Here is a 14,375-nt window from a genome sequence, read left to right as displayed (position 1 = left end):
CCCCGCAAACGAACTTCAAAAGCGTTTGCACCCCGGGGGCGGTAAAAAGATAACAAGACTGCTTGCGTCCACTATGTGGTTCCCAAACAACAAACCAAACCGGTTCGTTGCCCAGGGAACACCACACAACTACATAACAACACCACAGCACCCGCAAGGGGAGCCCAAATTGTTGTAACCACAAGATTTCCCACCCCCCAAGCATCACAGGGGTGCGGAGCAAGGGTTACGGCGGTCATAGCGTGGGGGAAACGCCCGGTCCCATTCCGAACCCGGAAGCTAAGACCCACAGCGCCGATGGTACTGCACCCGGGAGGGTGTGGGAGAGTAGGTCACCGCCGGACAACCATTACGAGCAGGGCCCTGACAAACGACGTCAGGGCCCTGCCGCATTTAACAAACAAAACACCAAGGCGCCACGGCAGCCGGCCCACCAGATCCCGCCCCTGGTGGTGGCGATCCGCCATCACCTCCCGCACCAAACGCCGCAACCCGCCACCACCTCCCGCACCAAACGCCGCAACCCGGCATCACCTCCGGCAGCACGCACCGCCGTCGAACACCCCGCCACACACCCGCCCATTCGCCAAACCCACAGCAGCTGATGGGGCGTTCGACCGAAGGCTGCGGGAGGTGATGGCGCGCCCCAAGAAAATCCACAGCAGCTGATGGGGCGTTGCCAGGAAACTCGCAGGAGGTGATGGGGCGTCCGCTATGGGCTCAATGAGGGCCGAAAACCCCCAAGAATCTGGTGATTAACCTCAAAAAGTCGCGGAAACACGCGGAATTTGCGGAACGGGAGGGCCCAAGCTGGTAAGTTTTCGAACAGTGGCTTGTGCGCACGCCGCGTTCAGGCTCCAGAATCATGACCGTCCAGGAGGACATAAATGGCTAAGAACCGTAGTGAACTTGTTGCAGAGGTAGCGGGCAAGGCCGGCACCAGCCAGGCAGCCGTCAACTCCGTCCTCGACGCACTGTTCGAGGTTTTCGAGACTTCTGTCGCCGCGGGCGAGAAGATCACCATCCCGGGTTGGCTCGCCGTCGAGCGCACCGACCGTGCAGCACGCACCGGCCGCAACCCCCAGACCGGCGAGACCATCCAGATCGCCGCCGGCCACAGCGTCAAGCTGACCGCCGGCTCCAAGCTGAAGGCTGCGGTCTCCAACAAGAAGTAAAGCCTTTCCCCGGCATCAGGCCGGTGTGGCTAAAGGGGCGGCAACCACCTGGTTGCCGCCCCTTTCGCTTTAAGCCGATTCGCGGCCCGGGCAAGGGTATCGGACAATGGATAGGTGCCTTCTGCCGCAAAACCCCAATCCACAGCAACCCAGCCAACTCCCGGCAAGGGAGTCCCTGGGCAGGCCGGCAACGCCTTGGGCCTCACGGCGCCATGGCAGCTGGCAGGACTGGCGGCACTCTTCCTCGGCCTGGTAGCCGCTCTCGTTTTTTCCGGCGCGGCCGTTGCCCGTGAGGTCTCGGATCCCGGCGCCCTGGTCCGCTGGGGTTTGCCCATCAGCAAAGCCATTCACAACGTCTCGGTGGCCACGGTCATCGGCGGCCTGATCTTCGCCGTCGGCATCCTGCCCAAAACCCTTGGGCTACGCAGTAGGGACCGGGACGCTGACCGCGATGATGAGGCCCCCGAACATCCGGCGTTCACCCGTGCGATGGCGGTTGCAGCAGTTGCGGGGGCCGTCTGGACCCTGTCCGCAATCGCCGTCCTGGTGCTCACCTATTCGGACGTAGCCGGGCAAGCGGTGTCGGGCGACGCCCAGTTCACGCAAGCCCTGGTCTACTTCATGACGGACATCGAAACGGGCCGGGCCTGGCTCGCCGTCACCATCATTGCCGCTGTGGTGACCACCGCCCTGTTCGGCGTCAGGTCGCTTGGCGGTTTGGCGCTAACCCTGATCCTGGCACTCATCGGTTTGGTCCCGACGGCCCTGATCGGGCACTCCTCGAGCTCCTCGGACCACGAAGGCGCCATCAACTCCCTGGGGCTGCACCTGGTGGGCGTCAGTACCTGGGTGGGTGGCATCATCATGCTGGCGCTGCTGTCCGGGATCCTGGCAGGGGGCAAAGCCGGCGCCACTGCGGACATCACCGAATCGATACTTCGCCGGTTCTCCTCGCTGGCTGGCTTCGCCTTCGTGCTCGTCTTCGCCTCCGGCATTATCAACGCCAGCATCCGCATCACCAACTGGGGCGACCTCTTCGGATCCTCCTACGGCCAGCTGATCCTGGCCAAGTCCGCTGCAACGCTGGTCCTGGGCGGGATCGGCCTGATGCACCGGCAGTGGGTGATCCCGCAGCTGAACCGCAAGGGCGCCACCATGTCCTCGCGAAGGGTCCTCTGGCAGCTGGTCCTGGCTGAATTCCTGCTGATGGGTGCGACCTCCGGTGTGGCCGTGGCACTCGGCCGCTCGGCACCGCCCCAGCCCACCACGTTTGCCCCCGACGCAACACCGGCTTTTATCCTTACCGGCTACGAACTCCCACCGGAGCTAACGCCCGCGCGCTGGCTCACCGAGTGGCGGCTGGACTGGCTCTGGATCGCCGTGGCGCTGTTCGGGTTCGTCTCCTACTTTCTGGGTGTAGCAAAGATCTACCGCCGGGGCGACAAATGGCAGTGGTTCCGATCCGTGAACTGGGTGATCGGCCTGCTGGTGCTCACGTACATCACCTCCGGCCCGCCGTCGGTCTATGGCCGCATTCTGTTCTCCGCGCACATGGTGGACCATATGGCGCTGACCATGGTGGCCCCCATTTTCCTGGTCCTCGGCGCACCGGTGACCCTTGCCCTGCGCGCCTTGCCTCCTCGCGGAGATGGTTCCCGCGGTCCCAGGGAGTGGCTGCTGGTGTTTGTGCACTCCAGGTTCTCCCAGGTAGTAACGCATCCGCTTTTCGCCGCTGCCAACTTCGCCGGTTCCATCGTCCTTTTCTACTACTCGGACCTGTTCGGATTCGCCATGCGCGAGCACGTGGGGCATGAACTGATGATCGTGCACTTCCTGCTCACGGGATACATCTTCATCCTGAGCATGATCGGATCCGACCCGCTGCCCCGCCGGGCGCCGTACCCCATGCGCCTGCTCCTGCTGCTGGCCACCATGGGCTTCCACGCCTTCTTCGGAGTCGCCATCATGGGCGGAACCAACCTGCTGGCCGCCGACTACTTCGGCAACCTTGGCCGGGTCTGGGGACAGTCGGCCCTGCTGGACCAGCAGACCGGCGGTGCGGTGGCCTGGGGCATCGGCGAAGTGCCCACGCTCCTGGTGGCCATCGGCGTGGCCATCATGTGGTCAAGGTCAGACCAGCGGGAGACCAAACGCGTGGACCGGGCGGCGGACAGGAATAACGACGCCGATCTCACCGCTTACAACGATATGTTTGCCAAATTGGCTGAACGCGACGCCAGGCTGGCCGAACGAAACAAGCTGGAAGGACGCTGATGAGCGAAACCGTACGCACCCACCTCCGGGTCCGAGCCTCCGAACTGGTGGGCCGTAACTGGTTGAACACCGGAGGGAAGTCGCTGGACCTCGAAGCCCTTCGCGGCAAGATTGTGCTGCTGGACTTCTGGACCTTCTGCTGCATCAACTGCCTTCACGTCCTGGACGAACTGCGGCCGCTGGAGGAGCAGTACTCCGACGTCCTGGTCACTGTGGGCGTCCATTCGCCCAAGTTCGAGCACGAGGCAGACCCAGTGGCCCTGGCGGCCGCCGTGGAGCGCTACGAGATCCACCACCCGGTCCTGGACGACCCGGAGCTGGACACCTGGAAGGCTTACACCGCCCGCGCCTGGCCTACCCTTGTGGTCATCGACCCTGAGGGCTACATCGTGGCGCACCTTTCCGGTGAAGGCCACGCGGACGGACTCGCGGTGCTGATCCCCGAGCTCATCGCCGAACACGAAGCCAAGGGGACGCTGCACCGGGGCTCAGGCCCGTACGTGGCTCCTGAGCCCACCTCGGGAACGCTGCGTTTCCCCGGTAAGGCACTCTTCCTGCCCGCCGGGCGCGGCTCCGCCGCCTCAGATGCAACGTCCGACGCCGACGCAGCGGCGGGTGCCGCCGCCAACGAGGCAGCGTCCAACGGCGCAGCAAGCCAAGGCTCCTGGCTTGTGACCGACACAGGACACCACCGACTGGTGGAACTGGGAACCGACTTCCAGACTGTCCTGGGCACCTACGGCTCCGGCACCAAGGGTTACGCTGACGGCCCCGCAGCCGGTGAGGCGGCCGTCGCCCAGTTCAACGAGCCCCAGGGCCTGGTCCTGCTCCCGGAGGACGTGGCAGCCAAGGTGGGTTACGACGTCGTGATTGCGGATTCCGTGAACCACCGGCTCCGCGGGCTCTCACTGCAGCACGGGAAGGCGACCACCCTCGTGGGCAACGGCATCCAGCGCCTGCTGGAGACCGGCCCGGCCCGCGTTGACGAGGATGCAGCCGGATTCACCGGCCGCTTGAGCGAGCACCCGCTTGAGGTCTCCCTGAGCTCGCCGTGGGACCTCGTCTGGTCCAGCAAGCTCAACGCCGTGGTGATCGCCATGGCCGGTACGCACCAGATCTTCAGCTTCGACCCGCTGACCGGGGCCGTGGCCATTGCCGCCGGTAACGGACTTGAAGGCCTGCTGGACGGTCCGGCCCACGAGGCCTGGTTCGCCCAGCCCTCCGGCCTCGCCGAAGACGCGGCCGGCAACATCTGGGTGGCTGACTCCGAGACGTCCGCGCTCCGCAAGCTCGTGATTGACGATGACGGCGCCATCACCGTTGAATCGGCGGTCGGCAAGGGGCTGTTCGACTTCGGTTTCCGCGATGGCGCCGCGGCGGACGCCCGGCTCCAGCACCCGCTGGGTGTGACGGTGCTGCCGGACGGTTCTGTGGCAATCGCCGATACCTACAACGGTGCTGTCCGCCGCTACGACCCCACCGCCGGGACCGTCTCGACGCTGGCACGCGGGCTCCTGGAGCCCTCGGACGTGATTGTGGACCACACGCAGTCTGCCGGCTCCGAGCCGCTGCTGGTTGTGGTGGAGGCCAATCAGCACCAGCTGGTGTACGTGCCCATTCCCAAGGAAGCCCAGCAGGTGGACGAGGGTGCCTCGCAGACGCACCGGCCGAAGAGCCCGGTGGCACCTGGCCCGCTCGAGCTGACCGTGCGCTTTACTGCCCCCACCGGGCAGAAGCTGGATGACCGCTGGGGCGATCCCACCCAGCTGAAGATCTCCTCCACTCCGCCTGAGCTGCTGGTGTCCGGCGGCGGAACGTCAGTGGGACTGCTGCGGACCCTTGAGTTGTCCGCAGACGTGCCCGAGGGCGTCCTGCATATCACCGCCCGCGCGGCGGCCTGTGACGGTCCTGAGACCGAGGACGGGGAAATCCCGGACCACGCGGCCTGTCACCTCTACCAGCAGGACTGGGGCATTCCGGTGGTACTGCAGGGCGACGGGGACACCGAGCTGGTCCTGGACCTGCGCGGCATGGACTGACCAGCCGCCGTCGTGTTTTGACCGCACAAAGGGCTGCCGCCCGTGACGTAAGAGTCACGGGCGGCAGCCCTTTTCGCGTTGGGCCCGTAGCCGGACCGGCCAGGAACCGACCCTAGAAGCTCAGCATCGGCGTGACTTTGATGGTGTCCCCGGAGACGTCCAGGCGGGTGGTGAAGCTGAAGTCCACCTCTTCGTCCAGCGGGTACCAGGCGCCGGTGAACAGGTTCTGCTGGAGCGCCTCCACCTTCGCCTTGCCGTCCAGTGGCGCCACCACCCAGCGGCCGTCGAACGGCTCGATGGCCACGTTGGGATACTCGGTGACGGACCATTTGATGGTGCCGTCCTGGACCCGGTTGTTGCTGGCGTAGTAGAAGGGGCAGTCCGGCTGGAGCTTCTGCTCCTTGACTGCCTGGGCCGCACAGCCGTCCAGGAATTCCTTGACCTTTGCCGCCACGTCCGTCTTCAGTTCGTCCGTGGCCTGGGTCAGCAGGTTGAGCGGTGCCACCGGAACGTCGCGGGCGGTCACGGTGGCACGGGTGGCAGGCGCGGAGAAGTACTCCCCGTTCACCGTGGCTTCATATTCGCCCGGGTAGAACACGGCGAAGGAGCTCCGGCCGTTCGGCATGTTGACGTCCACGCCGTTGACGGTGGCCTCGCTGGCGTTGACCACGGTGACATCGACGGTGGGCAGCCGGGACGGGACAAATGCCCACGTGTTGAAGAAGATCCACTCGGTTCCGGTCTTCTGCAGCAGGAACTCGGTGCGGAGGCGGCTGCCGTCGATGGTGTATTCCAGGGGCACCATCACCTGGCTGCCGGGCCGCTCCTCGGCGTCTCCGATGTTTATATTGGACAAGCGGGATGCGGCGGTCTGCAGGGCCGTGCCGTCGAGCATGGCAGCGTTGCTGGGCGGTACCGTTGCCCGCAAAAGCCCCAGCGCCTTGCCGCCGTCGCCGCTCTGCAAAGCGCCCAGGTACTCGCGCACCGGCTGCTGCGGACTGGCCACAGTATCGTTCACGAGGTTCACGGCAACAATGGCGCCGGCAACAGCAAGCATGAGGCCCAGCAGCCATCCGGCCGCGATCCTCACCAACGCTTGACTCATCTGCACGTTCCATACGTTACCTGCCATGCGCCCGACGGCGGCAGTTGAGTCAGCTCACTTCGGCGACTGCGGTCAGCGGCGGCGCCGGGACGACGTGCCAAACACGCCCCGCAGCAGCTCACGTCCGAGCTGGGTTCCAATGGACCGGGCCATGCTTTTCAGCCCGCCGCCAAGTGCACCGCCGAGGACACCGCCGAGGTCGCCCATCGCGCCGCCGCCGGACTCCTGCCGGGTAGTCCGCGGGACATCAGCAGGGGCGCGGCGGCCGCTGCTCCTGGTGGGTGCGGGCCGGCTGCTGGGCCGCCCGAGGATCTCCTCTTCTATCCGCCGCGCCTCGGCATCGACGTCGGCGGCGCCGCCGGCACCACCGGCACCGTGGCTGCCGGTGCCGGGAACGGGAGGTTCGCCGGGCGCAGCCGGGCCGGTGGGAGCCGCCGCCCTACCGGTGAGCTTCTCGTAGGCCGAGGGGTTGTCTACGGCGGTCCCGTACTTGCCCAGCAAAGACGACCCGGCCACCGTACTTCTCACCAGGGCTTCATCACTGGGGCCCATCACGGATTCAGGGGCGCGCAGCCGGGTATGGGCCACGGGAGTGGGCGCACCCTTCTCGTTCATGACCGTGATCACGGCTTCGCCGATGCCCGCTGACGTCAGGGTCTCTTCGAGGTCGTAGTCGCTCATCGGGAAGGTGGAGACCGTCGCCTTGAGCGCCTTGGCGTCCTCCGGAGTGAACGCGCGGAGCGCATGCTGCACCCGGTTGGCCAGCTGGCCGAGGACTTCAGCCGGCACGTCCTTGGGCGTCTGCGTGACGAAGAAGATGCCAACACCCTTGGAACGGATGAGCCGGACGGTGGTGGTGATGGCCTCCAGGAACGCCTTGGACGCATCGTTGAAGAGGAGGTGTGCCTCGTCGAGGAAGAACACGAGTTTCGGTTTGTCCAGGTCGCCGGCTTCGGGCAGGTCCTCAAAGAGGTCGGCCAGCAGCCACATCAGGAAGGTCGAGAACAGCATGGGCTTGGTCTGCAGGGTGGGCAGTTCCAGGCAGGTGACCACACCGCGGCCGTCCGGGGCGGTGCGCAGCAGTTCGGCGGTATCGAATTCCGGTTCGCCGAAGAACTTCTCCAATCCCTGGGCCTCCAGGTTCACCAGTTCCCGAAGGATCACGCCCGCGGTGGCTTTGGACAACCCGCCCAACTCCTCCAGCTGGTCCTTGCCCTCCGGCGACGTCAGGAACTGAATGACCGCCCTAAGGTCCTTCAGGTCGATCAACTCCAGGCCGTTCTTGTCCGCAAAATAAAACACGAGCTGCAGGCTGGATTCCTGCGTATCGTTCAGCTCCATGATGCGCGAGAGCAGGATGGGGCCGAAGGACGTCACGGTGGCCCTCACAGGGACACCGTTGCCGTCACCGCCCAGCGCGAGGAACTCTACGGGGAAAGTCTTGCCCTGCCAGGCCTGGCCGATGCTCTCGGTGCGCGCAGCAAGTTTCTCGCTGCCCGTGGCGGCCGTGGCGAGGCCCGAGAGGTCGCCCTTGATGTCTGCCAGGAAGACGGGGACACCCGCAGTGGAGAGCTGTTCGGCCATCATGTGCAGCGTGACGGTTTTGCCGGTGCCGGTGGCGCCTGCCACCAGGCCATGCCGGTTCATCATGGCCAGCGGCAGGCGGACCTGCGCCTCCTTGTGGAGTTCGCCGTCAACGATGGCGGCGCCGAGTTCGATGGCGGCCCCTTCCAGCGTGTACCCCTTCTGGATGGTGGCAAGCTTCTCTGCTGTGGTTTTGTTGGCCATGCCGTTAGCTTAGCGGCGGGTGCCCAGCTCCTTCGTGAACGCAAGGAACTTCAACGTCTCCGGGTCCGCGTCCAGGTCAAACTGCGGCTGGTAGCCGGTGCTGAGATAAAGGTGCTTGGCTTCGGGCTGGCGGGGACCGGTGGTGAGATAAATCCGCGTATAGCCGCGGCTGGCAGCGAGGGTTTCCAGCTCGGCCATTACCACCTTGGCCAAACCGCGACGGCGGTGGCCGGAGTGGGTCCAGATCCGCTTCAGTTCCGCCGTTGTGGCATCGTAGCGGCGGAAGGCTCCGCCGGCGATGGATTCGCCGTTTTCCTGGATCACCAGGAGCGCTCCGCCGGGTGCCTCAAATTCCTCGGCGGGGTAGCGGTTCAGCTCGTCGGCTGCCGCCGTCCGCCCGAAGAGATCGCCGTACCGGGTGTCGTATTCGACGGCGAGCTCGTCCAGCAGCGGCCGGACCCGGGGATCGTGCATGGGGAGGTTGAGGACCGTCAGCGCGGCCGGGTCAAGCGGCCGGCGCGCAACGACGAGGGGCTGGTGCGCACCGTCCAGGGGTTGGCGGGCGAGGTCCGGTTCTGCTGTCACGGTTCAGTTCTTTCCGACGGCGGCTTGTTCTGGAGACATTGTGGTGGAAGTGCGGGAGGCGATGCCACGGGCAGCGGCCAGGATGGTCCGGGCCAGGGCATCATTTTCACGGAAGGGTGCGGCGTTGGTGCCGGGACGGGCAAAGGCTCCGGCGCCCCAGCCGGACGTGCCGGGGCCGATGCCAAAGATCCGCGGCTGCGGCTTCCCCTCGGCGCTTACCAGCTCGTGCCGGGCCGAGATCAGCAGTTTGCCCGTGGAGTGGATCCCGTCCGCGGTGAGCAGTTGCTGTTCCGCGCCGAGGCCGGTCCGGTGGAGGGACTGCAGCAGCGGGTTAAGCGACCGCGCCACGGTGGGGGAGGGCAGGCGGGCTTCGATCAGGGCTTTTGCCGCCACAGACGTCCCTGACTGCGCTGAACTGCCGTGGAACAAACCGGTGGATTCGTCCGCGTCCACCTCAAGGCCGGGCCCGAGGAAGTGCAGCAGGCCGGCACGGTGCAGTGCCAGCATCTGGCGGAGCCGGTGCGGCGGCGGCCCGGAGTCCACGAAGCTGAAGAACCCGTGCCACCAGCCGTGGACCGCCTGCTGGGACCGGGCGTTGAGGCGCTCCGGCGGGACGACGCGTCCTACTTCCATGTAGACGTGGAGCAGGGCCAGGAAAAGGGCGAGGGTTTCGGGGTGGTCGGGGCTGTCCCGGAGCACAAGGTCCTGCTGGATGTACTCAACCACCGCATCCTGCACCTCCGCGTTGCCAGCAAAGCGACGGCCGGCGAAGGGGCGGTCCAGCCGTTCCAGGTCCAAGTGCAGGGCGGGGTCCGGTACGGCAGCGGCCACGAGCTCCTCCCGGGCAGGGCTGTACCAGTCCAGGGCGGAGTAGCGGGCAGCGAACTCCTCCCAGCCCATGGCCGCCCGGGCGGGGCTGCCGGTCAGCAGCTCCCGGTAGTAGTAGTAGCCGGCTTCCTTCGCGATCAGCGGCCACAGGTCCCTGCGGAAATCCAGTTCATCGTGTTGGTCCAGCAGGGCATCCACGGTTGCGGCGGTCAGGAAACGCAGCGGCCCGGGCGCCTCGCCCAGGAGCGTTGCTGAGATCTTGGAGTGGTACGGCACGCCCCGGCGCGACCCGGCCCACAGCCTGGGTTCCCGCCCGGACGGAAGGTACCGCAGGCCGCCGTCGGGATTCTCCACAAAGCGGCCGCCGCGTCCCTCCATCAGGAGGACCAGGAGGTCAACGAAGGCCAGGCCCATGCCGGAAACGATTACGTCCTGTCCTGGAGCGAGGGGCGAATAGTCGACGCCGGTGGTGTAGCTGGGTGCCGCATGGAACCCGCCGTGCCGTTCGGCAAAATCGGCCCAGGCGGCAGAAGCGGCATCAGGACGGGAATCAGTGTGGCCCAGGGCGGTAACCACGACGTCGGCCCGCAAAGTCCTCCCGTTTGCCAGGGTAACGAGGTACTTGCCCTCGTTGCTGGCGGCATTGGCAGGGGAGACCGCGTCACGGGCCTGGCTGACAGCCACGGCGGTGGTCCGGTGAACCGTCACCTGACGGCCGAAGGACCTGGCTGCCCGGCGGAAGAACCACTCCAGGTACTGGCTCTGCAGCTGCCGGGTGGGAAACGTGGCGCCTGTCAGTGAGCGGAGCTGCTCCCACAAAGGCCGGGGAAAGTCCGGCACGTCGGTGATGGAGCCGTCCACCACGCCTGCAGCCCATTGGGCCAGGCTCGGGCCCTTGCCGGCAGGACCCTCGCAGGCAACCGAGGCGTCGGTGAACATGGTGATGTCCGCAGCGGTGGAGTTGAGCAGGAGGCCGGGGTCCTGGTCGTAGCGCCAGATGCGGCCGGAACCCGGGACGTGCGGCTCGACCACGTGGATCTCCAGCGGCCCGCTGAAGAGTTCCGGGCGGTTCGCGGCGATCCGCTCAAGGACGCCGGCCGTGCGGGGCCCGCCGCCCAGGAAGACGACGGCCGGGATGTTCGCTGGCATGGATGCTCCTGGTAGCGGCGGTTGGGGGCGGCTGGAGTGCCCATGCTAGGCAGCGTTTCCGACGGCGGTCGAGCGCCTGGTCACGGCCGTTAACTCCGCGTCACAACACGTCAAGAGACGCAAAAAACCGACTCATGACGCTGTGCGAACTCCGGTGAAGTTATGCAACCTGCTGCCTTGCTGCCCCCTTCGGGCCGGTCCTAGATTTGCAGCCAGCACCCGGGGCAACCAGCTCCGGCCCAACCAGAGGAACGAGGTGGCGCATGAGTTCAGCAGCAACGACGGTGGCGCAGTCAACAAAGTCAGCCCAGTCAGCTGAAGGCCCGGCGCCGGCCGCAGCTCCTGGAACGGCTGCTCATGGTGCAGGCGGGCTCCCACCCGAAGGCGGGACCGCCCGGGTAGCCACTGACTACTCCGCCTACCGTGTGGTAGCCGCCAAACACCCTTGGCGGTGGGTGGGAACCGCCGTCGTGGCCCTCGGAGTCCTCGCGGTGGCGTGGTCTCTGGCCACCAACCCCCGCTGGGAGTGGGGCGTGGTGGCGCAGTGGTTCACCGCCCAGTCCGTCATTAACGGATTGCTGGAGACACTGAAGCTGACCGCGATCTCGGGAGTCCTCGGCTTTGTGCTGGGCTTCATCCTGGCACTGATGCGGCTGTCCGCCTCGCCGCTGCTGGTCTCGGTGTCCTGGACGTTCTCCTGGATCTTCCGGTCCACGCCGCTGCTGGTCCAGATGTTGCTCTGGTACAACCTGGGCTACCTGTACGAAAAGATCAGCCTGGGCATCCCCTTTACCGACGTCCGGTTCTTCGAGGTGCAGACCACCACCCTGATCAGCCAGTTCGCGGCAGCTGTGCTGGGCCTGACCCTGAACCAGGCCGCGTACTCGGCCGAGATCATCCGCGGCGGCATCCTCTCAGTGGACCAGGGACAGCTTGAAGCCGCTGCTGCCCTGGGCATCCCGGCCTGGCGGAGGTCCACCCGCATCGTCCTGCCACAGGCCATGCGCGCCATCCTGCCCAACGCCTTCAACGAGATCATCGGACTGGTGAAGGGCACCTCCATTGTGTACGTCCTGGCTTACTCCGAACTGTTCTACACAGTCCAGGTCATTTACAACCGCACCCAGCAGGTCCTTCCGCTGCTCCTCGTGGCAACCCTTTGGTACGTGGTGATCACCTCGGTCCTCAGCGTCTTCCAGTACTACATCGAACGGCACTACTCCAAGGGTGCGGTGCGGAACCTGCCGCTGACGCCCCTGCAGAAGGCCCGCAAATTCTTCGCCACCCACGCAGTGGCCACCAACCGGGCAAGGAGCCTCTAATGACCGCCGCTGCACCTGCCGCCGCTACCCGCGGCCTCGTGGAAATCACCAAAGTCCGTAAGTCCTTCGGTGCCATCGAGGTCCTCAAAGGTGTCAGCCTCACGGTGGAGCCAGGCGGCGTGGCCGTCATCGTTGGCCCCTCCGGTTCGGGCAAGTCCACCCTGCTCCGCACCATCAACCACCTGGAAAAGGTGGACGGCGGCTTCATCTCGATTGACGGCAAGCTGGTGGGCTACGAAGTCCGCGGTGAGCGGCTGCTTGAGCTGCGGGAGAAGGAAATCCTGAAGCAGCGCACCGGGATCGGTATGGTGTTCCAGAACTTCAACCTGTTCCCGCACCTCACTGCTCTCGAAAACGTGGCCGAAGCTCCCGTCGTGGCACTGGGCCGCTCCAAGGAGGACGCGCGGCGCCGCGGCCTGGAGCTGCTGGACCGGGTGGGCCTGAAGGACCGTGCCGGCGCCTACCCCCGCCAACTCTCCGGGGGCCAGCAGCAGCGGGTGGCCATTGCCCGCGCCCTGGCCCTCGACCCCAAGATCCTGCTGTTCGACGAGCCCACCTCGGCCCTGGACCCCGAACTGGTCAACGAAGTGCTCGACGTCATCCGCGAACTCGCCACATCCGGCACCACCCTGATCATCGTCACGCACGAGATGGGCTTCGCCCGCGACGTGGCGGACACCGTGGTGTTCATGGACGAGGGGCAGATCGTGGAACAGGGCAGCCCGGAACACATTTTCACCAACCCGCAGGAACCGCGCACCCGAAGCTTTCTCTCCAAGGTGCTCGAACCGGCTTTCAACATCTAAAGGACTTCCCCATGGCATTCTCTTCACCTGCCGGCATCCGCGCCCCCCGCTTCCGCAACAGGCGCACTCTCGCGGCGCTGCCCGCCGTCGTACTCCTGGGAACTGTTGCCCTGGTTGGCTGCGCCGATCCCGGTGCAACAGCCGCCGGTTCCGCCAGTGATGGAGCCCAGACGACGGCGGCACGCAACGGCGTCGTCTACAACACCGCCCCGGACCAGCAGCGGATCCGGGCGGAAAAGGACGCGGCGCTCGCCGCTAAGGTTCCCGAACTGATCGGCAAGGACGGCAAGCTGACCATCGCCACCACCGCGGGATCCATTCCGCTGTCCTTCCACGCCACGGATGACAAGACGCCGATCGGGTCCGAGCTGGACATCGCGCAGCTGGTGGCCGACAAGCTGGGCCTGGAGCTGGATGTCCAGGTGACGTCCTGGGAGAATTGGCCGCTGAAAACCCAGTCCGGTGACTTCGAGGCCGTTTTTTCGAATGTGGGCGTCAACAAGGACAGGGTGAAGCTCTTCGACTTCGCCAGCTACCGGGCGGCTTTTATGGGCTTTGAGGCCAAAAAGTCCGCCACCTATGACGTCAAGGGCTCCGACGACATCTCCGGGTTGAAAGTGTCCGTGGGCTCCGGGACCAACCAGGAAAAGATCCTGCTGGCGTGGAATAAAGAGCTTGAAGGGAAGGGCAAGGCACCCGCCACCCTGCAGTACTACTCCTCGGATGCAGACACCATCCTGGCGCTGTCCTCGGGACGCACCGACCTCAACATCGCGCCCTATCCGTCCACGGTGTACCGGGAAAACACCCGAGACGACCTGAAGGTGGTGGGCAAGGTCAACGCCGGGTGGCCGTCCGAAACCCTTGTGGCTGCCACCACCTTGCGGGGCAATGGCCTGGCGCCGGTGATCACCGAGGCCTTGAACTCCGCCATTAAAGACGGCTCGTACGCCAAGGTGCTGGAGCGCTGGGGCCTGTCCGAGGAGGCACTGCCGGAGTCCAGGACCATCACCGAAGAAAGCTTTGCGGCCGCCCAGGGCGCTCCCACCCAGACGGCGAAAACCCCGTGAAGTTCCAGGTCCTGGACATCATCCCACACCTGAAAAACCCGCTGACCGGCGGGATCGTCTCCACTGCGGACCGGCTCAATCAGGTGGTGGAGACCGCAACAGCAGCTGGACATCCTGGAGCGTTTCGCCCTGGAAGTCATTCCTGCAGTCCGAGCTGCCGCGCCCACCACCCTGTGGGAGTCCGAAGATCCTTACGGCAGCCGCCCCGAATTTCCCCAGACCAAGACCATCAGG

10 protein-coding genes and 1 rRNA gene are annotated in these 14,375 nt (G+C 65.8%); 7 read left to right on the top strand and 4 right to left on the bottom strand.

Going from position 1 to position 14,375, the window contains the following annotated elements; genetic code table 11:
• Window positions 1–227: 227 nt before the first annotated feature.
• From rrf to AC5RUQ_RS15010, 4 genes are all read left to right on the top strand, one after another.
• Window positions 228–344 (top strand): 5S ribosomal RNA (gene rrf, locus AC5RUQ_RS15025).
• 543 nt (window positions 345–887) lie between these two features.
• Complete coding sequence (locus AC5RUQ_RS15020) at window positions 888–1,175, top strand: HU family DNA-binding protein (RefSeq protein WP_009358243.1); 288 nt, start codon at window positions 888–890, stop codon at window positions 1,173–1,175.
• 114 nt (window positions 1,176–1,289) lie between these two features.
• On the top strand, window positions 1,290–3,449 hold the full coding sequence (locus tag AC5RUQ_RS15015; RefSeq protein WP_493948125.1) for a bifunctional copper resistance protein CopD/cytochrome c oxidase assembly protein: 2,160 nt from the start codon (window positions 1,290–1,292) through the stop codon (window positions 3,447–3,449).
• Complete coding sequence (locus AC5RUQ_RS15010) at window positions 3,449–5,488, top strand: NHL domain-containing thioredoxin family protein (RefSeq protein WP_493948123.1); 2,040 nt, start codon at window positions 3,449–3,451, stop codon at window positions 5,486–5,488. Before AC5RUQ_RS15015 ends, AC5RUQ_RS15010 begins: the two co-directional genes overlap by 1 nt.
• Before the next feature lie 112 nt (window positions 5,489–5,600).
• Here AC5RUQ_RS15010 and AC5RUQ_RS15005 read toward each other — a convergent pair whose 3' ends face one another.
• The 4 genes from AC5RUQ_RS15005 to AC5RUQ_RS14990 all read right to left on the bottom strand — a co-directional run bounded on the left by AC5RUQ_RS15005 (window position 5,601) and on the right by AC5RUQ_RS14990 (window position 10,943).
• Complete coding sequence (locus AC5RUQ_RS15005; RefSeq protein WP_493948122.1) at window positions 5,601–6,593, bottom strand: hypothetical protein; 993 nt, start codon at window positions 6,591–6,593, stop codon at window positions 5,601–5,603.
• Window positions 6,594–6,665: 72 nt separating this feature from the next.
• The gene (locus tag AC5RUQ_RS15000; RefSeq protein WP_493948121.1) at window positions 6,666–8,381 is read right to left on the bottom strand and encodes a helicase HerA-like domain-containing protein; all 1,716 of its coding nucleotides are present in this window, start codon (window positions 8,379–8,381) and stop codon (window positions 6,666–6,668) included.
• 9 nt (window positions 8,382–8,390) lie between these two features.
• A complete protein-coding gene (locus AC5RUQ_RS14995; RefSeq protein WP_493948150.1) occupies window positions 8,391–8,855 on the bottom strand; it encodes a GNAT family N-acetyltransferase in 465 nt (154 codons plus the stop codon).
• A 114-nt stretch (window positions 8,856–8,969) separates the two neighbouring features.
• A complete protein-coding gene (locus tag AC5RUQ_RS14990) occupies window positions 8,970–10,943 on the bottom strand; it encodes an FAD/NAD(P)-binding protein (RefSeq protein ID WP_493948120.1) in 1,974 nt (657 codons plus the stop codon).
• Window positions 10,944–11,206: 263 nt separating this feature from the next.
• On the opposite strand from AC5RUQ_RS14990, the gene AC5RUQ_RS14985 reads away from it, so the two are divergent.
• The 3 genes from AC5RUQ_RS14985 to AC5RUQ_RS14975 are packed head-to-tail and all read left to right on the top strand — an operon-like array spanning window position 11,207 to window position 14,141.
• Window positions 11,207–12,265, top strand: coding sequence for an amino acid ABC transporter permease (locus AC5RUQ_RS14985; protein ID WP_493948119.1), 1,059 nt, complete (start codon window positions 11,207–11,209; stop codon window positions 12,263–12,265).
• The gene (locus tag AC5RUQ_RS14980) at window positions 12,265–13,071 is read left to right on the top strand and encodes an amino acid ABC transporter ATP-binding protein (RefSeq protein WP_493948117.1); all 807 of its coding nucleotides are present in this window, start codon (window positions 12,265–12,267) and stop codon (window positions 13,069–13,071) included. The genes AC5RUQ_RS14985 and AC5RUQ_RS14980 overlap by 1 nt, the downstream gene beginning before the upstream one ends.
• Window positions 13,072–13,082: 11 nt before the next feature.
• Window positions 13,083–14,141: a transporter substrate-binding domain-containing protein gene (locus AC5RUQ_RS14975; protein ID WP_493948116.1), complete on the top strand. Its 1,059-nt coding sequence runs from the start codon at window positions 13,083–13,085 to the stop codon at window positions 14,139–14,141.
• Window positions 14,142–14,375 lie beyond the last annotated feature (234 nt).

It is taken from the genome of Arthrobacter sp. MDT2-3, assembly GCF_059090465.1.
The sequence above is the reverse complement of the archived record's forward strand: the minus strand, read 5'-3'. Positions and strand labels throughout refer to the sequence as shown.

Excerpts from the sequence above, each read along its gene's own strand:
- AC5RUQ_RS15020 (WP_009358243.1), top strand. The coding sequence starts at position 888 with ATGGCTAAGAACCGTAGTGAACTTGTTGCAGAGGTAGCGGGCAAGGCC.
- AC5RUQ_RS15010 (WP_493948123.1), top strand. The coding sequence starts at position 3,449 with ATGAGCGAAACCGTACGCACCCACCTCCGGGTCCGAGCCTCCGAACTG.
- AC5RUQ_RS15005 (WP_493948122.1), bottom strand. The coding sequence starts at position 6,593 with ATGAGTCAAGCGTTGGTGAGGATCGCGGCCGGATGGCTGCTGGGCCTC.
- AC5RUQ_RS15000 (WP_493948121.1), bottom strand. The coding sequence starts at position 8,381 with ATGGCCAACAAAACCACAGCAGAGAAGCTTGCCACCATCCAGAAGGGG.
- AC5RUQ_RS14995 (WP_493948150.1), bottom strand. The coding sequence starts at position 8,855 with ATGCACGATCCCCGGGTCCGGCCGCTGCTGGACGAGCTCGCCGTCGAA.
- AC5RUQ_RS14990 (WP_493948120.1), bottom strand. The coding sequence starts at position 10,943 with ATGCCAGCGAACATCCCGGCCGTCGTCTTCCTGGGCGGCGGGCCCCGC.
- AC5RUQ_RS14985 (WP_493948119.1), top strand. The coding sequence starts at position 11,207 with ATGAGTTCAGCAGCAACGACGGTGGCGCAGTCAACAAAGTCAGCCCAG.
- AC5RUQ_RS14980 (WP_493948117.1), top strand. The coding sequence starts at position 12,265 with ATGACCGCCGCTGCACCTGCCGCCGCTACCCGCGGCCTCGTGGAAATC.
- AC5RUQ_RS14975 (WP_493948116.1), top strand. The coding sequence starts at position 13,083 with ATGGCATTCTCTTCACCTGCCGGCATCCGCGCCCCCCGCTTCCGCAAC.